Raw genomic sequence first — 21,338 nt, forward strand, 5'->3', positions numbered from 1 at the left:
CTTCCCAAGGCGCTTTCATTGGGTATAATGCGCGCCCCTGTTGTGGGGCTATAGCTCAGCTGGGAGAGCGCTTGCATGGCATGCAAGAGGTCGTCGGTTCGATCCCGACTAGCTCCACCATTTCAGGATTGCCTCGTCCCCATCGTCTAGAGGCCTAGGACATTACCCTTTCACGGTAAGTACCGGGGTTCGAATCCCCGTGGGGACGCCATCATGGCCGCGCAATGCGGCGCATGGCGATCTGCTTCGAACGTTTCCCTTGCTCTGTCATCGGCTGTTTTCAGCGCTTGCTTCGTGCGCGCGCGTCGGCGGCGTTCAGCGCGCGGCGAGTGCTTCGCGCTGCGTGGCGTCGTGCAGCGTCGAAAAGAGCTCGCGGTCCGTGACCGGCTTGAACAGGACGCGATAGGCGCCGGCCTGCTGTGCGTGTACGACGGCGCGGCTGTCGGGCCAGTGCGCGGTGAGGACGATCACCGGAATGTCGGCATGCTGTTCGGCGAGCGCGGTGATGAGTTCGATGCCACCGCCGTCCGGCATGCTGAGGTCGGTGAGGATGCAGGCTGGTGTCTCGCTGTGCGTGGCGGCGATGCAACTGGCGATCGAGTCGAACTCGCGGACCCGCCACGCATCGAACTTGAGCAGGCTCGCGAGCGAGTTGCGCACCGGTCCGTCGTCGTCGACGACATAAATCAAACGCTGCGGATCGGTATGCATGACGGCGGTTCCTCACGATGCGCAGGCAGTGTGAGGGCGGCGGTCGATGACGGAACTGACGCAGGTCAAGTCGCGCCGGACGCGCCATAGAGATTTCGTACCGGCACTCGGCGGGCGGCCACCGCTGCTGGCTTCGAGGTCGCGCACGATCGGTGCGCGTGACGGCGGTCTTCTAGCGGTTCGGCCGCAGCACGACCTGGTCGCGGCAGCGATCGTCGAGATCGGCGCCGCAGGCGCGCGGATTCAGCGCGGTGTCGAAACACAGCCGCACCTCGCGCAGCCAGCGGCCGCGGCATTGCACGGCGATGCCGTCGGCATCGAAGCCGCGGTTCTCGCGCGCGAAGCTGCGTTCGATGTCGGTCACGCTGGTGCTGAGGTAATCGTCCGGCGCCTGGTAGGCGCTCGGGATCGCGACCTTGCGGCGCACGCGCTCGATGAGCGTGAAGTATTCGTCCTGGCTGAGACCCGAGCAGGTGCCGTGTGTGTCCCACTCGTGCTGGATGAGCTTTTCGCTCGGCATCGTCGGCAGCAGGCGCGTGACGAGATCCTTCGGCACGCGCCCGCGACCGCCGCAGCGCGAGGGGTAGCCGCGCTCGTACTGCGGCCACAAGCCGTGCACGACGAAGCCGTAACGCTGCCGGCACTGCTCGTCACCGACATTGAGTTCGCAGTATTCGGGCGACCAGGACAGCGCCAGCACCCAGTAATCAAAGCGCCCGGGCTGGCCGTCGGCGGCCGTCCGGGCGCTGCACAACAGAAGCAGCAGCGCCGGCAGGAATCCGCTGCGCCGCATGCGCCCTCAGGCCTTCTGGCCGGCCGAGGTGAGCGGGAACCAGGTAAACGTCCGGCGGACGTTTTCCCCCGTGAACGCTCCGCCATCAATGGCGGAGCAGGTCACGGCGCCATGGATGGCTCCACTCATTTGGCTTGCTGGGAGAGATAGAGCCAGGTTTCCACCACGGTGTCCGGGTTCAGCGACATCGACTCGATGCCTTCGTCGAGCAGCCAGCGCGCGAGGTCCGGATGGTCGGAAGGGCCCTGACCGCAGATGCCGACGTACTTGCCGTGCTTGCGGCAGGCTTCGATCGCCATGTGCAACATGCGCTTGACCGCCTCGTCGCGCTCGTCGAACAGGTGCGCGACCAGACCCGAGTCGCGGTCCAGGCCGAGGGTCAGCTGGGTCATGTCGTTCGAGCCGATCGAGAAGCCGTCGAAGTATTCGAGGAACTTGTCGGCGAGCACGGCGTTGCTCGGCAGCTCGCACATCATGATCAGCTGCAGGCCGTTGTCGCCACGCTTGAGGCCGTTGGCGGCGAGGATTTCGTTGACCTGACGGGCCTCGTCGAGCGTGCGCACGAACGGGATCATGATCTTGATGTTGGTCAGGCCCATCTCGTCGCGCACGTACTTGAGCGCCTTGCACTCGAGTTCGAAGCACGGACGGAACGACGGCGCGATGTAGCGCGAGGCGCCGCGGAAGCCGATCATCGGGTTCTCTTCGTGCGGCTCGTAGCGCTTGCCGCCGATGAGGTTGGCGTACTCGTTCGACTTGAAGTCGGACATGCGCACGATCACCGGCTCCGGCGCGAAGGCCGCGGCGATCGTCGCGACGCCTTCGGCGAGGCGCTTGACGAAGTAGTCCACCGGGCTGCCGTACGGCGCGATCATCGGGTCGATGATGCGGCGCAGGTCGGCCGGCTGCTGGTCGAGTTCGAGCAGCGCCTGCGGGTGGATGCCGATCTGGCGGTTGATGATGAACTCGAGGCGGGCCAGGCCGACGCCCTTGTGCGGCAGCGCGGCGAAGCCGAAGGCCTGCTCCGGCGTGCCGACGTTCATCATGATCTTGACCGGGATGTCCGGCATCTTGTCGAGGGCGATCTCGTCGACCGCGAAGTCGATGTTGCCGTCGTAGACGAAGCCGGTGTCGCCTTCGGCGCAGGAGACCGTGACCTTGGCGCCGTCCTTCAGCACCTCGGTTGCGTTACCACAGCCGACGACCGCCGGGATGCCGAGCTCGCGGGCGATGATCGCCGCGTGGCAGGTGCGGCCGCCGCGGTTGGTGACGATCGCGCTGGCGCGCTTCATGATCGGCTCCCAGTCCGGGTCGGTCATGTCGGTGACGAGCACGTCGCCGGCCTGCACGCGGTGCATCTCGCTGATCGAGCTCAGCAGGCGCACGGTGCCGGCGCCGATCTTCTGGCCGATGGCGCGGCCTTCGGCCAGCTTCGGACCCTTGCCCTTGAGCTTGTAGCGGCGCAGCACGTTGGCGCTGGCGCGCGACTGCACGGTCTCCGGACGGGCCTGCAGGATATAGAGCTGGCCGTCGATGCCGTCCTTGCCCCACTCGATGTCCATCGGCCGGCCGTAGTGCTCCTCGATCGTCAGGGCCTGCACGGCGAGCGCTTCGACCTCGGCATCGTTCAGCGAGAAGCGGATACGGTCTTCCGTCGCCACCGGCGCGAATTCGATGGTCTTGCCGACCGACCGGTCGGCCGAGTAGATGAGCTTCTTGGCCTTTTCGCCGAGGCCGCGCTTGAGGATCGCCGGGCGCTTGGCGCGGATGTTCGGCTTGTAGACGTAGAACTCGTCCGGATTGACCGAGCCCTGCACGACGGCTTCGCCGAGGCCGTAGCTGGAGGTGACGAACACGGCGTCGCGGAAGCCTGATTCGGTGTCCATCGTGAACATGACGCCCGAGGCGCCGAGGTCCGAACGGACCATGCGCTGCACACCGGCCGACAGGGCGACGGCGGCGTGGTCGAAGTGATGGTGCACGCGGTAGGCGATCGCGCGGTCGTTGTACAGCGACGCGAACACTTCCTTGATCGCGTGCAGGACGTTGTCGATGCCGTGCACGTTGAGGAAGGTCTCCTGCTGGCCGGCGAACGAGGCGTCCGGCAGGTCCTCGGCGGTGGCCGACGAGCGCACGGCGACCGAGATCTCGGCGCCCGACTCGGCGACCAGCTGCGCGTAGTGCTCGCGGATTTCCTGCTCGAGCGCGGCCGGGAACGGCGCCTTGAGCACCGCCTCGCGGATCGCCTTGCCGGTCTGCGCCAGCGCGGTGACGTCCTCGATATCGAGCTTGGCCAGCATTTCGTTGATGCGCTGGGCGAGACCCTCGTGCGCCAGGAAGTGGCGGTACGCCTCGGCCGTGGTCGCGAACCCGTTCGGCACGCGCACGCCGGACTGCGCGAGGTTGCGGATCATTTCGCCGAGCGAGGCATTCTTGCCGCCGACGATCTCGACGTCGTGCATGCCAAGTTCGGAGTACCAGAGGACGTTGCGGGTCACGATCAAATCTCGCTGCTGTACGGGGTGATGCGCACGGCGCCCGGTCGGACGCACATGCACGGACTGTCGGGTAACAGGACGCTCATCAGGGTGGGGGAGGCGGGGACGCGGCCGGCCGGGATCCGGGGGCGGCGCCGAGGCGCAACGCGGGTTCCGACGAGTCGCGGCTGCCGCTGGGGCCGACCGTGAAGACGCCTATTTTCCCTCGCCGCGGACCGGACTGGAAAGCCCGACGAAAAAAATCGAAACTGCATCGATGACACAACGCACGGTTTTCTTCGTTTCGGACGGCACGGGCATCACCGCCGAAACCCTTGGCAACACGCTCCTGACGCAATTCGACGGCCTTGGTGTCGAAAAGACCACCCTGCCGTTCATCAACTCCGTCGAGCGGGCGCGAAGCATAGTCGACTATATCAATTTCGTCGCTACCCAAAGCGGGGTGAGGCCGCTTGTCTTCAGCACCACGGTCAACGATGAGGTTCGCGAAATCCTTCGCAGCGTCAATGGCTTGTTCCTCGACCTCTTCGATCATTTCATTCACCTGCTGGAGGCCGAGATCGGCCTGGCCTCCTCGCATGCGACCGGCCGCGCGCACGGCGGCGCCAACACCGCCCGCTACACCGCCCGCATCGCGGCGATGAACTACTCGATGGAGCACGACGACGGCGCCTCGACGCGCGACCTCGGCCGTGCCGACGTGATCCTCATCGCCCCGTCGCGCTGCGGCAAGACGCCGACCTCGCTGTATCTGGCGCTGCAGCAGGGCCTGTTCGCCGCCAACTTCCCGCTCACCGAGGACGATCTCGAGCACCTGCGCCTGCCGAACGCGCTGCAGGGCCTGGAATCGCGCTGCTTCGGCCTGATCATCGACGCCGAGCGCCTGATGCAGATTCGCAACGAGCGCCGGCCCGGTTCGCGCTACGCCTCGCTCGCGCAGTGCTCGTACGAGCTGCGTCAGGCGCAGCAGCTCTATGCCCGCTACAACATCCCGTATGTCGATTCGACGAACATGTCGGTCGAGGAGATCGCGGCCACTGTCATGCAGGAGAAACAGTTGCGCCGCTGAAGCCGGCAGCGCGGCGGAAACTGTCAAGCCGCCGCAACATCGCCGTCATATGCTGGGCCTTTCGTCAAGCAGATCGGCGGCGCGATGCACCGCCGCCGGGGAATCGGGGGTTTCAATGTCGGGTCCACGCAAGCCGCGCCGCCGCGGCCTCAGCCGTCGTTCGTTTCTGAAAAAGGCCGGCCTGTCGTCGGCCGCGGTCGGGCTGATGCCGATCCTGCCGGGCTGCGGCAGCAGCTCGCCCGGCGGCCGCGGCGATGCCGGGCCGGTCGAATTCCGCCACGGCGTCGCCAGTGGCGACCCGCTGCCGGACCGCGTGATCCTCTGGACCCGCGTCAGCGGCGCGACGCGCGCGCTCGACGTGCACTATGTGATCGCTCGCGACCCGGCGCTGACCGAGGTCGTCCAGCGCGGCTCGGCGCGCGCGGAAAGCGCCAGCGACTACACCGTCAAGGTCGATCCGACCGGGCTCGAACCGGCGACGACCTATTACTACCGCTTCAGTGCCGGCAGCGCGCAGTCGCCGGTCGGCCGCACCCGGACCGCGCCGGAAGGCAGCGTCGAGCGCCTGCGCGTCGGCGTGGTCTCCTGCGCCAGTCTCGCGCACGGCTACTTCAATGCCTACAGCCGCCTGGCCGCGCGTGCCGACCTCGACGTCGTGCTGCACCTCGGCGACTACATCTACGAGTACGGCAGCGGCGAGTACGGCGATGCGCGCGCGTACGAGCCGGCGCACGAGATTCTCACGCTTGAGGACTACCGCACCCGCCACGGCCAGTACAAGGGCGACGGCGACGTGCAGGCGCTGCATCGCCAGCACCCGATGATCGCGGTCTGGGACGATCACGAAACCGCCGACAACTCCTGGCGCGACGGCGCCCACAACCACACCGAGGGCGCCGAGGGTGCCTGGGTCGACCGCAAGGCGGCCGCGATCCAGGCCTACTACGAGTGGATGCCGATCCGGCAGGTCGACGCGAACACGCGCGAGCGCATCTTCCGCCGCTTCCGCTACGGCGATCTGGCCGATTTCATCATGCTCGACACGCGGCTCTATGATCGCGATCTGCAGGCCAGCCTCGTCGACGCCGGTTCGATCAACGACGACAGCCGTCACCTGATCGGCAGCACGCAGATGGCTTTTCTCGGCGAGCAGCTCGCGGCGCCCGGCGTGACCTGGAAGATCATCGGCCAGCAGGTGATGTTCGGGCAGCTGCGCGTTCCGAGCCTGCCGGAGCTGTCGCTGCTGACCAATATCCCGGTCGAGCAGCTGCAGGCGCTGCTGCAGGGCTTGCCGATCGTCAGCACCGGCGGCCTGGTCATCAATACCGACCAGTGGGACGGCTACCGTGCCGAACGCAGCCGCGTGTTCGACCTGCTCGAGGCGTACAGCGTCGCCAATCCGGTCGTGCTGACCGGCGACATCCACTCCTCCTGGGCGATGGATCTGTCGCGCGATCCGGGCAATCCGCTGGTCTACAACGCGCTGACCGGCATGGGCTCGCTGGGCGTCGAGTTCGTGGCGACCTCCGTCACCTCGCCGGGCCTGGAGGCGGCGGCGGCGCTGGCGCCGGTGCTGCAGCTGCTCAATCCGCACATGAAGTACGTGAATCTCGCCAAGAAGGGCTATCTGCTGCTCGACATCACGCCGGAGCGCACGCAGGGCGAATGGTGGTATGTCGACGCCATCGACGCGCCGAACGAGGGTGAGAGCTACGGCGCCGGCTATCGGGTCGCGGCCGGCAGCCAGCATCTGGTCGCCGCCGACGCGCCGTCCGATTCGATCGCCGAGGCGCCGGCACCGGCGCCGTAAGCGGCCGCGGGCGCCTGCCGGCCCGCGGCGGTCCACGCTATTCTTATGGTCTTGCGCCCGGCTGCGGGCGCCGAGCCATCGTCCTTCGCGCCCGTGAGTCTGTACAGCCCCCGCCTCAACCGCCTGATCGAGGCCCTGCGCCGCCTGCCCGGCGTCGGCCCGAAATCCGCACAGCGCATGGCCTTCCACCTGCTCGACCGTGACCGCGAAGCGGCCGCGCAGCTGGCCGCCAGCCTCGGCGACGCGCTCACCGGCATCGGCCGCTGCCCGAAATGCCGCATGTTCTGCGAGGACGAAGCCTGCCGCTATTGCAGCGACGCGCGCGCCGGACACGGCCAGCTTTGCATCGTCGAGGGCCCGGCCGATCTGATGGCGATCGAGCAGGGCACGCCGTATCGCGGTCGCTACTTCGTGCTGATGGGGCGCTTGTCGCCGCTCGACGGCATCGGCCCGGACGAACTCGGCCTGCCGCAGCTCGGCGCCCTGCTCGACGAGGGCTGGGTGCAGGAACTCATCATCGCCACCAACCCCACGGTCGAGGGCGAGGCGACGGCCTACTATCTGGCCGAAATGGCGAAGACCCGCAGCCTGCGCGTCACCCGCATCGCGCACGGCGTGCCGATGGGCGGCGAACTCGAATACATCGACGGCGGCACCCTCGCGCATGCGCTGAGCGATCGTCGCGCGGTGTGATCCGCGCGCGCCGCATCGGCCCGCGCGCGGGCCCGAACGGCGTCGTGGCGCGGCTGCTAGTCGAGCAGCGCGTCGATCTTCGCGGCGCAGATGAAATCGTTCTCGGTGAGCCCGTCGACGGCGTGCGTCCAGTAGCTGACGCTGCACTTGTTGTAGCCGAAGCTGATATCGGGGTGATGGTCGGCGGTATGCGCGATCCACGCCACTGCGTTCACGAAAGCGGTCGTCTGCCAGTAGTTGTCGAACTCGAACGCGGCTTCGATCGCCTTGCCGTCGCGCGCCCACTTCCAGCGTCTGGCCAGCTGCTCCTTGAGCTTGGTCGCCGCAGCGAGGTCGAGCGCGGGCACGCCGCCTTCGCAGGGCTTGCAGCGTCGTTCGGCCAGTTTGTCCATCGTCGTGCTCCGGTTCGCCTGCGGGGGGCGGATTCTAGCGCGTCATTCATGTCGGTCAGCCGGGCGCACGCTGCGCCCGTGCCGCCTTCGTGCAAGACCGATGCGCGCCTCGCGCTCGGCTCCGCGCTCGGTGTCGCGGGCCCGCCGTGATCGTGCCTGAGGCGCGGGCACGATAACATCGCGCCCGAACTCGACGAATGAAAGAAAACCCCGTGACCGAGCAGAACCCGCTGAACCTGATCTGGATCGACCTCGAAATGACGGGACTGATCCCGGAGCATCACCGCATCATCGAGATCGCCACCATCGTCACCGACCTGCATCTCAACATCCTTGCCGAAGGTCCGGTGCTGGCGATCCGCCGCAGCAGCGAGGAGCTGGCGATCATGGACGACTGGAATGTCGCCCAGCACGGCAAATCCGGGCTGATCAAGCGCGTGCACGAAAGCCAGACCGACGACGCCGAAGCCGAGCGCCAGACGATCGCCTTTCTCGAAAAATGGGTGCCGCCGGGCAAGTCGCCGATGTGCGGCAACTCGATCTGCCAGGACCGCCGCTTCCTGGCGCGCTGGATGCCGAAGCTGGAGCACTTCTTCCACTACCGCAACCTCGATGTCAGCACGCTCAAGGAGCTGTGCGTGCGCTGGGCGCCGGACATTGCGCGCGGCTACAACAAGCAGTCCCGGCACCTCGCGCTCGACGACATCAAGGAATCGATCGAGGAACTGCGCTATTACCGCAACCACTTCCTGCGCTTTCCGGCGATCTGAGCACCGCCGCGCGGCGGTGCTCAGCGCAGCGGCAGCACGACGCTGACGCGGGCGCCGCCGAGCGGCGAGTGTTCGAGCAGCAGGCGCCCGCCGTAGGCCTGCACGATCTCGCTGACCGAAGCCAGGCCGATGCCCTGGCCGGGCTGGCGCGTGTCGGCGCGCGCTCCGCGCTCCAGCAGTTTCTCCGGCGCCTCGGGAAAGCCCGGGCCGTCGTCGTCGATGTCGAGGCGGCAGAACTTCTTGTCGACCTGCGCCGACAGGCGTACCTGGCGATCGCCGTACTTCGCGGCGTTGTCGAGCAGGTTGCCGAGCAGCTCATAGAGATCGCCCTGGTCGGCGCGCAGCTTCAGCGCCGCGTCGAGCGCGTTGTCGAACTGGATCTGGCGATCGCCGTAGACCTTGGCGAGCGCGGCGATCAGCTTGTCGGCGAGCGGCTTGAGCTGGACCGGTTCGGTCAGCGTGCGGCTGCCGGCGGCGGCGGCGCGACGCAACTGGTGGTCGACGATGTGCTGCATGCGCCCGACCTGTTCGTGCAGCTGCTGACGCTGCGTTTGCGGAATCTCGGCCTCGCCGCTGATGCCGCGCAGCACCGCGAGCGGCGTCTTCAGCGTGTGCGCGAGATCGCCGAGCGCATTGCGGTAGCGCGTCTGCTGGCTGCGTTCGCTGACGATCATCGCGTTGAGGTCGCGCGTCAGCGGCTTGAGCTCGTCGGGGTAGGAGCCCTCGATCTCGGTTTGCACGCCGGATTCGATGCGGTGCAGCTCGCGACCGAGGCGGCGCAGCGGCGCCAGGCTCCAGCGCAGGATCAGCAGCAGGATCGCGACCAGCGTCAGCGCCGTGCCGCCGAGCCAGGCCCACAGCGTGCGGCGGAAGATCTTCAGCTGCCGGTCGAAGGCGCTGGTGTCGTCGATCACGCTGACCGTGTACTGGCGCGGCGCGTCGCTTTCGGAGTCAATCCAGCGCAGGCCGAAGCTCAGGCGGAATGCGTCCGGCTTGCTCAGGCGCTGGAAATACCACTCGCCGACCTTGAGTGGCGGCGGCGGCGAGATGTCGAGCGAGCGCGACGAACTCCAGACCATGACGCCGAGCTCGTTGAACAGCGCCGCCTGCAGACCGGACAGCGGCTCGCGCAGACGGCGGTCGGGGACGGCATCGAGCGCGATCGTCAGTTCGCCATCGGCGGTCGTCGAGGCGGCGCCGAGCAGCGCGTAAATCAGGCCTTCGAGCTTGTCCTGCTGCGCCTGCAGCAGCGAGCTTTCGAAGGCTTTTTCGAGCGCCAGGCCGCCGAGCCCGACGAAGGCGAACAGGACCACCGCCGTCGACAGCAGCAGGCGCGCCCGCAGCGATGTGACGCGCGGGCGGCGGGCAGCTCCCGCTTTCAGGCGCGCGGCAGGTCCCACCGGTAGCCCGCGCCGCGCAGCGTCGTGATCGGGTTGTACTGGCTGTCCGGGTCCAGCTTGGCGCGCAGGCGGCGGATGAAGACCTCGATGACGTTGCTGTCGCGCTCCTCGTCTTCGGTATAGAGGTGCTCGGTCAGCTCGCTCTTGGAGATCACCTTGCCGGCGTGCGTCAGCAGATATTCGAGGACGCGGAACTCGTAGCTGGTCAGGTCGACCGGCTTGCCGTCGACCAGCACCGACTTGGCGCTGGTGTCGACCGCGTACGGCCCGGAGTTGAGCGTCGCCTGCGTCCAGCCGCCGACGCGGCGCACCAGGGCGCGCACGCGGGCGATCAGTTCTTCCTTGTGGAACGGCTTGACGAGGTAGTCGTCGGCGCCGGCTTCCAGGCCTTCGACCTTGCTCTGCCAGCCGTCGCGCGCGGTCAGGATCAGGATCGGGTACTTGCGGCCGGCCTTGCGCACGCGGCGGATCAGCTCGATGCCGGGCAGGCCGGGCAGGCCGAGGTCGATGATGGCGACGTCGGCCGGATATTCCTCGGCCATGTACGCGCCGTTGTCGCCGTCGGCGGCGACGTCGACGGCGAAGCCCTCGTCGCCGAGAAAGCGGGCGACCTGCTCGCGCAGGTCCGGATCATCTTCAATCACGAGGGCACGCATGCCATTTCTCCCTGGTGCTGCGTTGTGGTGGTGGGCGGACGCGACGCGTCGCTCACGGGTCGACCTGGTAGATCCGCACTTCACCGTCCTTGAGGAGCTTGACCCGGTACCCGGCGCCGTCCGGCTGTACGGCGAGCACGCGACCGCCGTGGCGGCGCTGGATCTCGCGCGCCGCCTCGTCCGGCGTGAACGTCGATGGCGGACTCGTGTCGCGCGTGCTCGGCAGCAGGGTGGTCGGCGGCATCAGTCCCGGGCGCTCCCGTTCCTTGCCCGCCGGGCGCGCAAGGCCCGTGCCGGCGTGCAGCAGCACACCGCTGAGCACGAAGGCGGCGAGGGTCCGATTCAAGCGCATCGCGGAAATTTACTGATCGGCGTCCGGCGCGTCCACGCGGACGGCGGCCGGCGCCGCTTTGATGCCGCCGTCATGCGGCCGCCGCGGCCCCTCACGGTGCCCGCGCGCGGTGATCGACGACTGATCCATGGGCGTGCCTCCGCTGAGGCCAGGGCGCCCGCGATGGCGGGCTGATGCGCGAAGCCTAGCCTGAGAAACTGAATTCGCCCTTAATTTTTCACGAAATTTCAGCGACTTCTTGCACCGGCCTACTGCTGCGCGGTGGTCGCGAAGCGCTTCAGCGTGGCCGGCGAGAAGTAGGACGGCTCCGCCTTCCAGTCGTATTCGATCAGCTTGCGCTCCTCGTTCGTCAGGTTGATGACGACGTAGCGCCGCGACTGCAGGTCATAGTGCACCTGCACGCCGTTGACGACGACCGGCACGTTGGCGAAGGCGATCGAATGCGATTCGGCGGTGCGCCAGAACTGGTCGCGCTCGTCGTAGATGTCCTGCGCATGGACGATCCACAAATCCTCGTCGAGATAGAACACGCGCTTTTTGTAGCGGTGCGCGAAGCCCGGCTTGACGCTGGCCTCGATGACCCAGACGCGGTGCAGCTCGTAGCGCGCGAGGTCCTGGTTGATGTGGCCGCGGGTGACGATGTCCTTGTACTTCAGCTTCGGGTCGTAGAGCCGGTAGCTGTTGTACGGAATCAGCATTTCCTTCTTGCCGACCAGCTTGATCGTGTAGCGGTCGAGCGGACCGTTGAACATGTCGAGCTGGTCGTGCGTCATCAGGCCGTCGAACAGCGGGTTGTCGTAGCCGACCTCGCCGATGCGGCGCGCGCGGCCGACGGTGTTGTTGTAGACCCAGACGTTGGTCTGGTTGGCGATGCGGTCGATCGGCACGTGCAGCAGATGCGCCTCGCCGGCCAGATTCGGCGGCGCGATCGTCTTCTGGAACGCGTACAGGTTCATGCCCTTGATCGAGTCCGGCGTCGCCGTCGGGTCGTTGTACATGAATGCCAGTTCGACGTAGTCGCGCTGCACGACGAAGCTGCCGTCGGCGGCGGTCGCCGCCGAGTTCAGATAGCCGCGGAAGCCGCGCGTGTTGTAGCGCATGATGTGGTTCCACATCACTTCCGTGCCGTTCTTCGGGATCGGGAACGGATAGCCCTGCGCGGCGCAGCAGAAGCCGTAGCCGTTGTCGGTCAGCTCGACGCTGGTCGCGTTGCGCCGCGTCGCATCGTAGAACCACTGCGGATACGACGCGCTGCGATGCGTCGGGTAGACGATCATCTTGTAGTCGGGGAAGGTCTTGAACAGCGCCTTGTAGCCTTCGGTGAGGATCTCGCCGTGCTGCGCGGCGTTCTGCGCCGTGATCGTGTACAGCGGCTTGTCCGATGCGTACGGATTGCTGCCGCGCGGCATGTCGGCTTTGGGCAGGCCGCCGCTCCATTTCGGGATCGTGCCTTGGGCGTTGCCGGCGGTTTCGGCCCCGAGCGGCGTCAGCTCGTGGCCGAGCTGCGCTGCTTCGTCGGCACCGACCTTGGCCGGCGCGGGACCGGCCAGCAGGATGCAGAGCGCAGCGGCGAGCGGGGCAATGCCTTTTTTCATTTCGTTTTCCTCGCCGCGCCTGCGGCGGTCTCCTGGCTCGATCGTACGGCTTTCAGGCTTGGACTGCCGCCGGCGGTGCCGGGTTCTGGCGTCGGCCCAGCGCCAGCCAGGCGAGCGCCGGCAGCAGCAGGATGGCGCCGAGCAGGTTGGTGCTGAACATGAACAGCAGCAGCAGGCCCATGTCGGCCTGGAACTGCAGGCCCGAGAACAGCCAGGTGAAGACGCTCAGCAGCAGCGAGGCCGAGGTGAACACCACGGCCTTGCCGGTATGGCGCAGCGCTTCGTAGTAGGCGTCGCGCAGCGCGGCGCCGAGTTCGAGATGGCGGGCGAATACGCTCCACAGGTAGATGCTGTAGTCGACGCCGATGCCGACGCCGAACGCGGCGACCGGCAGCGTCGCCGGCTTCATGCCGATGCCGAGCATCGCCATCAGGCCGTAGGTCAGCAGCGAGCACAGCACCAGCGGCGTGAGGATGCACAGCACCGCGACGCCGCTGCGAAAGCTCAGCCAGGCGAACAGCGCGAGCGTGGCGTGGACCCAGATGATGACGAGCAGCTCGCGCGCGCGAATTTCCTCGTTGGTCGCCGCCCACACGCCGACGTTGCCGGACGCCAGCTGGAAGTCGACGCCGGCGCCGGCGTTGGCCTTGTTGAAAGACTTCACGGCGGCGACGACGCGGTCGATGGTCTCGGCGCGATGGTCGCGCGTGAACACCAGCACCGGCATGACGCTGCAGTCCGGATTGGCGAGGCCGAGCTGGCTCGGGATCGGCGAGACCAGCTGCGACAGATCCTGGTTGCGCGGCAGCACTCGCCATTTCGGCGCGCCCTCGAACCAGCCGGCGCGCACCTGCCTGGCGATCTGCGGCAGCGACAGCACCGACTGCACGCCGTCGGTGTTCTGCAGGTGCCAGGCGAGGCGATCGACGACGTCCATCTTGTGCGGGTCGACGCAGCCGTACGGACCGGCGACCGACAGCACCTTGAGCACGTCGACGCCGATCGCGAAGTTGCGGCCGATCTCGCGCGAATCGACGTTGTAGCGGCTGTCGGGGCGCAGCTCCGGCACGCCGGCCTGGCGATCGCCGACGATCAGCTTCGGGTACATCCACAGCGCCCAGGCGAGCGCGGCGAGGGCCAGCAGCAGCGCCGGCACCGCGGCGCGCGCGGTCGCGAAGACCGACAGGCGCCGCCAGAGATGGTCGGAGAACGCGACGCGGGCGCGCTGCCGCGTGCGGAAGCGGGCGACGTCGTCGACACGTACCCAGGACAGCACGATCGGCAGCATGAACTTGTTGGTGACGATCACCGCCGCCATGCCCATCGCCGCGTTGAGCGCCATCTCGCGCACGATCTCGATCTGGATGAAGGCCAGCGTCGCGAAGCCGATCACGTCGGTCAGGATCGCGACGGTGCCGGGAATGAACAGCTGGCGGAAGGTCGCGACCGAGGCGTGGTAGGAGTCGAGGCTGTTGACGGCGACCTCGAAGCGCCAGGCGTTGACGTACTGCACGCCGTGCGAGACGCCGATCGCCAGGATCAGGAACGGCACGAGGATCGCGAACGGATCGAGGCCGAAGCCGGCGAGGTGCAGCAGGCCCAGCTCCCAGATCACCGCGGTCAGTGCCGCGAACAGCGGCAGCAGCGCAAGCCGCCAGCTGCCGCAGAAGATCCACAGCAGGAAGAAGGTCGCCAGCAGTGCGAACGCGAAGAAGGCGATGACCTCGTGGCTGGCGTCGCCGACGTCGCCGACCACCTTGGCAAAACCGATGATGCGAATGTCGACGGTGTCGCTCTGGTAGCGCGAGCGGATCGCCTCGAGCTGACGGGCGACTTCGCGGTAATCGAGCTTGGCGCCGCTCGAAGGATCGTGTTCGAGCAGTTCGGCGACGACCAGCGCGCCGCGCTGGTCGAGCGACACCAGGCGGCCGATCAGGCCGGCCTTGCCGACGTTGGCGCGAATGCGCGCCAGCATCGCCGGCGTCGGCTGGTAGTCGCGCGGCACCACGTCGCCGGATTCGAAGCCGCCCTCGACGTTCTCCAGGTAGCGCACGCCGGGCGTGAACAGCGAGGTGACGCGCGAGCGGTCGACGCCCGGCAGGAAGAAGACGTCGTCGGTGACCTTGCGCAGGGTGTCGAGAAAGCCGGGCTCGTAGATGTCGCCCGCCGCGCCGGGCTTGCGCATCACGGCGATCGACACGAGGTTGGCGCCGCCGAAGGCCTGCTCGTAGCGCTTGAACACCTGCATGTACGGGTGGTCGAGCGGAATCTGCTTCTCGAAGCCGGCGTCCGGCTGCAGGTGCAGCGCCAGCCACGCCATCCAGATCGTGAAGCCGAGCAGCACGCCGAACGTCAGCCAGCGCCGCGCATAGATGAGCGGTTCGACGAAGCGCAGTACGCGTCCGGCGTATTGACCCACCGTGCTCCTCCCGACGTTCTTGGTTTGACGCGGCGATCCTGTCCGCGCGCGCTCGATTGTCGGCGCGCGCCGCCCGCGCCGACAAGCGCCGTGCCGGCAGCCGGCTGTGGCGACGGCGTCAGCCGCCGCCGCGCCGCCTCAGATGCTGCGCGCGAGCTGCAGCAGCTCGTCGGACTTGGCGTAGGCGCGGAACAGGGTGCGCGCGAGCACGGCGAGGATGCCGCGCATCTCCTCGCTGCTGTAATGCCGCAGCGGCACCACGCAGGCTTCGATCAGGGCGATCACGGCGCGCGCCATCTCGTCGGCGTCGCCGCCGAGTTCCAGCAGCTTGCGCTCGCTGGCCTGCGCCAGGGCCTGGCGCAGCGTGTCGACCGAGGCGGCCTCGAACGCGCGCTGCGCGGCGGTCAGCGCCGCGGTTTCCGGGCGCGACGGGATCAGCCAGTAGCCGGCCACGCCCTTGTCGACGCGCGGGTCCTGCAGCAGTTTCTGCAGGCCGCTGAAGATATGCAGGATCGCGCGCACCGGATCGGTTTCGGTGCGCATCGGCGTGAACACGTACTGGTCGAAGATCGCGTGCAGGCGCTTCAGGCAGTCGAGGTACAGCGCTTCCTTGCCCTTGAAGTGCCAGTACAGCGCGCCTTTCGACAGCTTGGCGGCCTTGGCGATATCGCCGATCGAGACGCCCTCGTAGCCGTAGCGGCCGAACAGCTCGAAGGCGTGTTCTTCGATGGCTTTCAGCGTGTCGAACTGTTCGTGGACGGGTTTGCGCGGCATGGCGGTGGATCTGGGGCGCGCGGATTGTCGGCGAAACCGCCACCGCATGCCAGCGCCGCCGCCGCGACCGCACGCGGCGGCGGCCGTTCGCAACCTCAGGCCGTGCGCCGGTAACCGAGCAGACGTGCCGGCAGGAACAGCAGCGCGCCGATCAGCGCGAACGTCGCGCCGACACCGATGCCGAGCAGGCGCAGCGGCAGCGAGATCAGCCAGACCAGCGGCGCCAGCAGCAGCGCAAGCAGGGCCAGCGGCCAGCACAGCGCCAGCAGCAGGCACCAGCCGACGAACAGGAGCAGGGCGTTCATGGTGCGCTCCGGATTCAGGCTTCGAGATTCTTGAACTGGCGGCGCAGCTCGAGCTCTTCCTGCGTCACGCAGGCTTCGATCTGTTGCAGGCGCCGCTCCAGTTTCTCGAAGCGGGCTTTGGCTTCGTTCGCCGAGACCCCGGCGCCGTTGCGGTCGCCGCCGGAGCCCGACGGCGCCGGACGGTCGCCGCCGTCGGCCGGGCGCGGGCGGCCGTAGTCGGCCGGCGCGTCGGCGGGGTCCATCAGGTACCACAGCGCCAGATAGACGATGCCGACCGGGAAGAAGCCGCTGAACAGCAGTGCGAGGATCACCAGCACGCGGATCAGCTTGACGCTCCAGCCGAAGTAGTCGGCGATGCCGGCGCAGACGCCGGCAACCCAGCCTTCGCCGGGATAGCGGCGCATCGACGCCAGCATGCCGTCGGAGTTGCGCGGGGCTTTAGTGTTGGTCATGGTGCTTCTGTCTCCAGCCGGGTGCCTCCACGTCGAGCAGGCGCTCGAGCGTGTCGATGCGTTTTTCCAGTCGGTCCGCCAGCTCGACGAGTTCCCCGCCGGCGACCGTCTTGTGCTGCAGTTCGAGTTCGCGGCGCCGCGAGATGGCGCGGAACACCAGCAGCGGGATGACGATGAAGATGCCCGTGACGGCGATCAGCGGGATCAAGTTCTCGAAGAAAGTTTCCACCCCTTACTCCTGCGCGTTGTCTTTGTTCGCCGGCGCGTTCTGGCCGACCTTGGCGCGCAATCTTGCCAGCTCGTCATCGAGCTTGTCGTCGGCGAGACGGGCGAATTCGTCACGCAGGCGATCGGCGCCCAGATCGTAGGCGTCGACGCGCGATTCGAGCTCGTCGGCGGCGCGCTCGGCCTGATCGAGCGCGGCCCGGGTCGCCGCCGAACGCTTGTCGTCCATCTGCTCGCGCAGCTTGATGCGCGAGCTGGCCGACTGGCTGCGCAGATTGATGTTCTTCTGCCGCTGCCGGGCTTCCGAGAGCTTGCCGCGCAGCTTGCCGATGTCCTCGTCGAGCTTGCCGATCTCGGTCTCGACGTGCGCGAGCTCGCGGCCCGCCTCGTCGAGGCGCTCGCCGGCGCGGCGCTTGGCGGTGAGCGCGCCGCGCGCCAGATCCTCGCGCTCCTTGCGGATCGCCAGTTCGGCCTTGGCCTCCCAGTCGGCGGCTTCCGCGCGCAGCGTGTCGATCGCCCGCTGCAGCTCTTTCTTGCGCGCCAGGAAGCGGACCGCGGTCGAGCGGACTTCCACGAGCGTGTCCTCCATCTCCTGGATGATCAGACGCGCCATCTTCTCCGGATCCTCGGCCTTGTTGAGCAAGGCCCCCAGATTCGAATCAATGACGTCCCGCGTTCTGGAAAAAATTCCCATCCATCAATCCTCGAAAACCGCCGTGCTCCGGCAGCGTATCGTGTCGCAGGGCCTCAGCGGCGCGCGATCACCATCAGCGTCGGCACTTCGACCGACACCGGCGGCAGCATGGCCTGCAGGTTGGTCAGTACATTGTCCCGCACTTCGCGCTGGGTTTGGCGCAGGCTGCGCTGCAGCTGCGCCTCGACGCTGGCGGCGGCGACGTGCTGCGACGCGGCGGCGACTTCGACGCGCTTGACGTGCGCGGCATAGCCGTCGATGCCGCCGAAAGTGGCGACGGTCATGGCGATGGCGACAGCGGCGCCGGCGAGATGCATTTGAATGTTCATGTCAGTTCCCCTTTGGGTTTGGTGTTGACGACGGGACAGATAACGCCAGCTCCGTGCCATCTCGTTGTCGATATTCAAGCTATTGATATTTAAAAGATTATAATCGGACGTTCGGAGCGAAGCCGATCGGCTGTTGGCATCTGGCGCCGCCAGTTGGCGATATTCGCCAACATCGAGCACAATGCCGCAATGGAACTTCGCGACAGTCCCGATCCGATCCTCGGCCAGGCCGATAACTTCCTGGCTGTACTGGAAAAAGTCTCACGGGTCGCGCCGCTGTCGAAGCCGGTGCTGATCATCGGCGAGCGCGGCTCGGGCAAGGAGCTGATCGCCGCCCGTCTGCACTATCTGTCGGAGCGCTGGGCGCGGCCGTACGTGAAATTCAACTGCGCGGCGCTCAACGAGGAGCTGCTCGAATCGGAACTGTTCGGCCACGTCGCTGGCGCCTACACCGGCGCCGCCAAGGCCCGCATCGGGCGCTTCGAGCTCGCCAACAACGGTTCGATCTTTCTCGACGAGCTGGCGTCGATGTCGCTGCGCCTGCAGGAGAAGCTGCTGCGCGTCGTCGAGTACGGCGAGTTCGAGCGCGTCGGCTCCAGCGAGACGGTCAAGGTCAATCTGCGTCTGATCGGCGCCGCCAACGTCGATCTGCCGGCGATGGCACGCGCCGGCAGGTTCCGCGAGGATCTGCTCGACCGCCTTTCGTTCGACGTCATCACCGTGCCGCCGCTGCGCGAGCGCCGCGAGGACATCCCGCTGCTCGCACAGAAATTCGCCGAGGGCATGGCCCGCGAGCTCGGGCGCGAGTATTTCGCCGGCTTCGCGCCGGCAGCCGAGCGCGCCCTGCTCGAATACGAATGGCCGGGCAACGTCCGCGAACTGCGCAACGTCATCGAGCGCGCCGTCTACCGGCTCGAGAACGAGCGGCGCGTCGTCGAGCGCATCGAGTTCGATCCCTTCGCCTCGCCGTACCGGCCGCGGGCGATGGCCGCGCAGCTGCCGGCCGCGGCGCCGGCCGCCGCCGCGCGCGCGTCCGAAGCGGCGCCGGCGCCGGCGCTTGCCGCCGAGGCCGCGCCGGGCCTGCCGCTGGCCTTCGAGGAGGCGGTCGCCGCCTTCGAGACGCGCCTGCTGCGTCAGGCGCTCGAAGAGGCGCGCTACAACCAGCGCAAGGCGGCTGAGCTGCTGCAGCTGACCTACCACCAGTTCCGCGGACTGTTGCGTAAGTACAAGCTGCTCGATGCCGAGTAGGAATTTGCCGACATCGCGCGCGGCGGGCTGCCTGGACGGCGACGCTGGCACGGAATTGGCACACGAAAATCCCAGGGATTGCGGCAACGACGCCGCGCCGGTGCCTCCGGCTCCAGATCCCTGATCCGTTGGGTTTCGATCGCAGGACAAGGGCGTCCGCTGCGCAACAGGCAGCCGACGCCTTTTTCGTTTGCGGGCAGGCGTCGGTCGGATGCAGGGAAGGACAGACACCGGGGAAGATGGAGATGCGTACGCTGGATGAAGCCGAACCGTCGTGGGACAAGCGAGCTGCCGCCATGAACCGGCCGGCCGCCAGCCTGCGCGTGGTGCTCGTCGACGACGACGGCGCGCGCGCCGCGTTCGTGACGCAGGCGCTGCGCGCCGCCGGCCACGATGTGGTGGCACGCCTCTCCGCCAACGAAGACCTGCTCGCCGCCGTGCGGCGCGTGCGTCCGGACGTGATCCTCGTCGACATGGACAATCCGGCGCGCGACGTGCTCGATAACTGTGCGGCAGTGACCCAACAAGTGCCGCGTCCGATCATTTTCTTCGCCCGCGATTCCGATCCGGACACGATCTCGCGCGCGGTGCGCGCCGGCGTCTCCGCCTACATCGTCGACGGCATGGCGGCGCATCGCCTGAAGCCGATCCTCGATGTCGCGATCGCGCGTTTCCACGAACACCAGAAGCTGCGCAACGAACTCGACGAAATGCGCACGCGTCTGGCCGACCGCCGCGACGTCGAGCGTGCCAAGGCGCTGCTGGTGCGCCTGCGCAAGCTCGACGAATCGCAGGCCTACACGCTGTTGCGCAAGAGCGCGATGGCGCGCCGCATCACCATCGGCGAGGCCGCACGCACCGTGCTCGCCGCCGCCGAACTGCTCGACGCCGGCCAGGAACCGCTGGGCGGTGCCGCGCCGGAGGAGTCTTCATGAATCTGGTTCTGCCGTTTCGTCCCGAGATCAGCCACCTCACGGTCGGCTACATGCCGCTGCTCGATTCGGCGCCGCTGCTGTGGGCGGCGCACCGCGGCTATTTCCGCGCTGCCGGCCTCGACGTCGAACTGGTCCGCGAAGTGTCGTGGGCGAGCCTGCGCGACCGGCTCGCGTACGGCGCGCTCGACGCTGCGCAGTGCCTGGCGCCGATGCCGGTCGCGGCGACGCTCGGCGCCGACGGCGTCGGCGTGCCGATGGTCACCGGCCTGTGTCTCTCGCAGGGCGGCTCGGCGATCACCTTCTCGCGCACGATGGCCGATCGCATCGGCCTGCGCAGCGGCATGAGCGTGGTCGACAGCGCCGCCGCCGTCGCGCAGTACGTGCGCGGCGGCGGGCGCCTGCGTCTCGCGCACGTGTTCGCGTTCTCGATGCACCACTACCTGCTGCGCGACTGGCTCGCGCTCGGAGGGCTCGAAGGCGATGTGCCCGGCATCGAATTCACCGTCGCGCCGCCGCCGCAGATGGTGCGCCTGCTCGAAAGCGGCGCGGTCGACGGCTTCTGCGTCGGCGAGCCGTGGAACACGGCCGCGGTCAAGGGCGGGCTCGGCTTCGTGGTGACGCCGACCAGCAACATCTGGGACGGCGGCGCCGAGAAGGTGCTCGGCGTCACCCGCGAATGGGCGCAGCAGTTCCCGCACACGCATCGCGCGCTGCTGGCCGCGGTGATGGCGGCGCTGCAGGAACTTTCCAGCCGCGACGTGACCCGCGAACTCGCCGCGCTGCTGCACCGCCTGCAGGTGCTGGCGGTGCCGGATTCCTGGGTCGAGGCGGTGCTGCGCGGCCAGGGCGTCGGCGCCGCGCCGCGCTTCACCAGCGGCCTGCAGGCGTTTCCGCGCCGCTCGCAGCTGATGTGGTGCGCGCTGCAGATGCTGCGCTGGCGGCAGTGGAGCCGGCCGTTGAGTCTTGCGCAGCTGACGTCCTCGGTTTGCGACGTCGCGGCGTTCTGCGACGCCGCGGCGACGCTCGATCTGCCGCTGCCGCTCGTCGATTCGATCCGCGAAGGGGCCGGCGCCGTCGCGCTCGGCGCCGACGGCGCGACCGTCGAATCGCGTTTCATCGACGGCGGCGAGCTCGACCCGGCCGACCCGGCCGCGTATCTCGCCGCGCGCGGCTGGAACCGCGAGGCGGCGCGCGCCGCGGTCGCCGGTTGAGGTGCGG

At 67.9% G+C, this 21,338-nt stretch carries 22 protein-coding genes and 2 tRNA genes; 9 read left to right on the forward strand and 15 right to left on the reverse strand.

Features of this window, described 5'->3' with window-relative positions; all coding sequences use genetic code 11:
* Positions 1-44 precede the first annotated feature (44 nt).
* Together K343_RS0100945 and K343_RS0100950 are read left to right on the forward strand one after the other, a co-directional pair.
* Positions 45-120, forward strand: a tRNA-Ala gene (locus tag K343_RS0100945).
* Positions 121-135: 15 nt separating this feature from the next.
* Positions 136-211: transfer RNA gene (locus K343_RS0100950), tRNA-Glu, on the forward strand.
* A gap of 104 nt (positions 212-315) precedes the next feature.
* Here the strand turns inward: K343_RS0100950 and K343_RS20310 are convergent.
* The 3 genes from K343_RS20310 to ppsA all read right to left on the reverse strand — a co-directional run bounded on the left by K343_RS20310 (position 316) and on the right by ppsA (position 4,002).
* Positions 316-711: a response regulator transcription factor gene (locus tag K343_RS20310; protein ID WP_051277805.1), complete on the reverse strand. Its 396-nt coding sequence runs from the start codon at positions 709-711 to the stop codon at positions 316-318.
* 172 nt (positions 712-883) lie between these two features.
* Positions 884-1,504: a ribonuclease T2 family protein gene (locus tag K343_RS0100960; RefSeq protein ID WP_028006482.1), complete on the reverse strand. Its 621-nt coding sequence runs from the start codon at positions 1,502-1,504 to the stop codon at positions 884-886.
* Between the two features lie 125 nt (positions 1,505-1,629).
* Entirely contained in the window at positions 1,630-4,002 is a 2,373-nt protein-coding gene (ppsA, locus tag K343_RS0100965) for a phosphoenolpyruvate synthase (RefSeq protein WP_043111921.1), read from the reverse strand.
* 256 nt (positions 4,003-4,258) lie between these two features.
* Between ppsA and ppsR the strand changes: the two genes are divergently transcribed.
* The 3 genes from ppsR (at position 4,259) to recR (ending at position 7,574) form a co-directional block, all read left to right on the forward strand.
* On the forward strand, positions 4,259-5,071 hold the full coding sequence (ppsR, locus tag K343_RS0100970; RefSeq protein ID WP_028006484.1) for a posphoenolpyruvate synthetase regulatory kinase/phosphorylase PpsR: 813 nt from the start codon (positions 4,259-4,261) through the stop codon (positions 5,069-5,071).
* Positions 5,072-5,186: 115 nt separating this feature from the next.
* Positions 5,187-6,881 (forward strand): alkaline phosphatase D family protein, encoded by a 1,695-nt coding sequence (locus K343_RS20315; RefSeq protein WP_043111809.1) that lies wholly within the window; start codon positions 5,187-5,189, stop codon positions 6,879-6,881.
* 93 nt (positions 6,882-6,974) lie between these two features.
* Positions 6,975-7,574 (forward strand): recombination mediator RecR, encoded by a 600-nt coding sequence (gene recR, locus K343_RS0100980; protein ID WP_028006485.1) that lies wholly within the window; start codon positions 6,975-6,977, stop codon positions 7,572-7,574.
* A gap of 56 nt (positions 7,575-7,630) precedes the next feature.
* On the opposite strand, the gene K343_RS0100985 is transcribed toward recR, so the two are convergent.
* Entirely contained in the window at positions 7,631-7,966 is a 336-nt protein-coding gene (locus K343_RS0100985) for a 4a-hydroxytetrahydrobiopterin dehydratase (protein WP_028006486.1), read from the reverse strand.
* A gap of 197 nt (positions 7,967-8,163) precedes the next feature.
* Between K343_RS0100985 and orn the strand changes: the two genes are divergently transcribed.
* Positions 8,164-8,736, forward strand: coding sequence for an oligoribonuclease (gene orn / locus K343_RS0100995; RefSeq protein WP_043111811.1), 573 nt, complete (start codon positions 8,164-8,166; stop codon positions 8,734-8,736).
* Positions 8,737-8,756: 20 nt separating this feature from the next.
* On the opposite strand, the gene K343_RS0101000 is transcribed toward orn, so the two are convergent.
* From K343_RS0101000 to K343_RS0101055, 11 genes are all read right to left on the reverse strand, one after another.
* Complete coding sequence (locus K343_RS0101000) at positions 8,757-10,136, reverse strand: ATP-binding protein (RefSeq protein WP_245585085.1); 1,380 nt, start codon at positions 10,134-10,136, stop codon at positions 8,757-8,759.
* Positions 10,115-10,792 (reverse strand): response regulator transcription factor, encoded by a 678-nt coding sequence (locus K343_RS0101005; protein WP_028006489.1) that lies wholly within the window; start codon positions 10,790-10,792, stop codon positions 10,115-10,117. Before K343_RS0101005 ends, K343_RS0101000 begins: the two co-directional genes overlap by 22 nt.
* A gap of 52 nt (positions 10,793-10,844) precedes the next feature.
* Positions 10,845-11,138: a hypothetical protein gene (locus K343_RS20320; RefSeq protein ID WP_154662411.1), complete on the reverse strand. Its 294-nt coding sequence runs from the start codon at positions 11,136-11,138 to the stop codon at positions 10,845-10,847.
* Between the two features lie 254 nt (positions 11,139-11,392).
* Entirely contained in the window at positions 11,393-12,739 is a 1,347-nt protein-coding gene (locus K343_RS0101020) for a DUF1329 domain-containing protein (protein ID WP_028006490.1), read from the reverse strand.
* A gap of 52 nt (positions 12,740-12,791) precedes the next feature.
* Positions 12,792-15,158 carry an efflux RND transporter permease subunit gene (locus K343_RS0101025; RefSeq protein WP_028006491.1) on the reverse strand — a complete coding sequence of 789 codons (2,367 nt, stop codon included), beginning with the start codon at positions 15,156-15,158 and terminating at the stop codon, positions 12,792-12,794.
* A 138-nt stretch (positions 15,159-15,296) separates the two neighbouring features.
* Positions 15,297-15,932 (reverse strand): TetR/AcrR family transcriptional regulator, encoded by a 636-nt coding sequence (locus K343_RS0101030; RefSeq protein ID WP_028006492.1) that lies wholly within the window; start codon positions 15,930-15,932, stop codon positions 15,297-15,299.
* 95 nt (positions 15,933-16,027) lie between these two features.
* Positions 16,028-16,237: a hypothetical protein gene (locus K343_RS0101035; RefSeq protein ID WP_020648604.1), complete on the reverse strand. Its 210-nt coding sequence runs from the start codon at positions 16,235-16,237 to the stop codon at positions 16,028-16,030.
* A 14-nt stretch (positions 16,238-16,251) separates the two neighbouring features.
* Positions 16,252-16,689 carry a PspC domain-containing protein gene (locus tag K343_RS0101040; protein WP_083930811.1) on the reverse strand — a complete coding sequence of 146 codons (438 nt, stop codon included), beginning with the start codon at positions 16,687-16,689 and terminating at the stop codon, positions 16,252-16,254.
* Complete coding sequence (gene pspB / locus K343_RS0101045; RefSeq protein ID WP_026352862.1) at positions 16,676-16,918, reverse strand: envelope stress response membrane protein PspB; 243 nt, start codon at positions 16,916-16,918, stop codon at positions 16,676-16,678. The genes K343_RS0101040 and pspB overlap by 14 nt, the downstream gene beginning before the upstream one ends.
* A 3-nt stretch (positions 16,919-16,921) precedes the next feature.
* On the reverse strand, positions 16,922-17,608 hold the full coding sequence (gene pspA / locus K343_RS0101050) for a phage shock protein PspA (RefSeq protein WP_026352863.1): 687 nt from the start codon (positions 17,606-17,608) through the stop codon (positions 16,922-16,924).
* 53 nt (positions 17,609-17,661) lie between these two features.
* The gene (locus K343_RS0101055; RefSeq protein WP_154662412.1) at positions 17,662-17,937 is read right to left on the reverse strand and encodes a hypothetical protein; all 276 of its coding nucleotides are present in this window, start codon (positions 17,935-17,937) and stop codon (positions 17,662-17,664) included.
* Positions 17,938-18,126: 189 nt separating this feature from the next.
* Between K343_RS0101055 and pspF the strand changes: the two genes are divergently transcribed.
* The 3 genes from pspF (at position 18,127) to K343_RS20325 (ending at position 21,331) form a co-directional block, all read left to right on the forward strand.
* Positions 18,127-19,185 carry a phage shock protein operon transcriptional activator gene (gene pspF / locus K343_RS0101060; protein WP_028006494.1) on the forward strand — a complete coding sequence of 353 codons (1,059 nt, stop codon included), beginning with the start codon at positions 18,127-18,129 and terminating at the stop codon, positions 19,183-19,185.
* 245 nt (positions 19,186-19,430) lie between these two features.
* A complete protein-coding gene (locus K343_RS0101065) occupies positions 19,431-20,120 on the forward strand; it encodes an ANTAR domain-containing response regulator (RefSeq protein ID WP_245585087.1) in 690 nt (229 codons plus the stop codon).
* Complete coding sequence (locus tag K343_RS20325) at positions 20,117-21,331, forward strand: CmpA/NrtA family ABC transporter substrate-binding protein (protein ID WP_051277806.1); 1,215 nt, start codon at positions 20,117-20,119, stop codon at positions 21,329-21,331. The genes K343_RS0101065 and K343_RS20325 overlap by 4 nt, the downstream gene beginning before the upstream one ends.
* Positions 21,332-21,338 lie beyond the last annotated feature (7 nt).

Source organism: Solimonas flava DSM 18980 (assembly GCF_000426685.1).
In the GTDB taxonomy this organism is placed as follows: Bacteria; Pseudomonadota; Gammaproteobacteria; order Nevskiales; family Nevskiaceae; genus Solimonas; species Solimonas flava.

Excerpts from the sequence above, each read along its gene's own strand:
- K343_RS20310 (WP_051277805.1), bottom strand. The coding sequence starts at position 711 with ATGCATACCGATCCGCAGCGTTTGATTTATGTCGTCGACGACGACGGA.
- K343_RS0100960 (WP_028006482.1), bottom strand. The coding sequence starts at position 1,504 with ATGCGGCGCAGCGGATTCCTGCCGGCGCTGCTGCTTCTGTTGTGCAGC.
- ppsR (WP_028006484.1), top strand. The coding sequence starts at position 4,259 with ATGACACAACGCACGGTTTTCTTCGTTTCGGACGGCACGGGCATCACC.
- K343_RS20315 (WP_043111809.1), top strand. The coding sequence starts at position 5,187 with ATGTCGGGTCCACGCAAGCCGCGCCGCCGCGGCCTCAGCCGTCGTTCG.
- K343_RS0100985 (WP_028006486.1), bottom strand. The coding sequence starts at position 7,966 with ATGGACAAACTGGCCGAACGACGCTGCAAGCCCTGCGAAGGCGGCGTG.
- orn (WP_043111811.1), top strand. The coding sequence starts at position 8,164 with ATGAAAGAAAACCCCGTGACCGAGCAGAACCCGCTGAACCTGATCTGG.
- K343_RS0101005 (WP_028006489.1), bottom strand. The coding sequence starts at position 10,792 with ATGCGTGCCCTCGTGATTGAAGATGATCCGGACCTGCGCGAGCAGGTC.
- K343_RS0101020 (WP_028006490.1), bottom strand. The coding sequence starts at position 12,739 with ATGAAAAAAGGCATTGCCCCGCTCGCCGCTGCGCTCTGCATCCTGCTG.
- K343_RS0101030 (WP_028006492.1), bottom strand. The coding sequence starts at position 15,932 with ATGCCGCGCAAACCCGTCCACGAACAGTTCGACACGCTGAAAGCCATC.
- K343_RS0101035 (WP_020648604.1), bottom strand. The coding sequence starts at position 16,237 with ATGAACGCCCTGCTCCTGTTCGTCGGCTGGTGCCTGCTGCTGGCGCTG.
- K343_RS0101040 (WP_083930811.1), bottom strand. The coding sequence starts at position 16,689 with ATGACCAACACTAAAGCCCCGCGCAACTCCGACGGCATGCTGGCGTCG.
- pspA (WP_026352863.1), bottom strand. The coding sequence starts at position 17,608 with ATGGGAATTTTTTCCAGAACGCGGGACGTCATTGATTCGAATCTGGGG.
- K343_RS0101055 (WP_154662412.1), bottom strand. The coding sequence starts at position 17,937 with ATGAACATTCAAATGCATCTCGCCGGCGCCGCTGTCGCCATCGCCATG.
- pspF (WP_028006494.1), top strand. The coding sequence starts at position 18,127 with ATGGAACTTCGCGACAGTCCCGATCCGATCCTCGGCCAGGCCGATAAC.
- K343_RS0101065 (WP_245585087.1), top strand. The coding sequence starts at position 19,431 with ATGCGTACGCTGGATGAAGCCGAACCGTCGTGGGACAAGCGAGCTGCC.
- K343_RS20325 (WP_051277806.1), top strand. The coding sequence starts at position 20,117 with ATGAATCTGGTTCTGCCGTTTCGTCCCGAGATCAGCCACCTCACGGTC.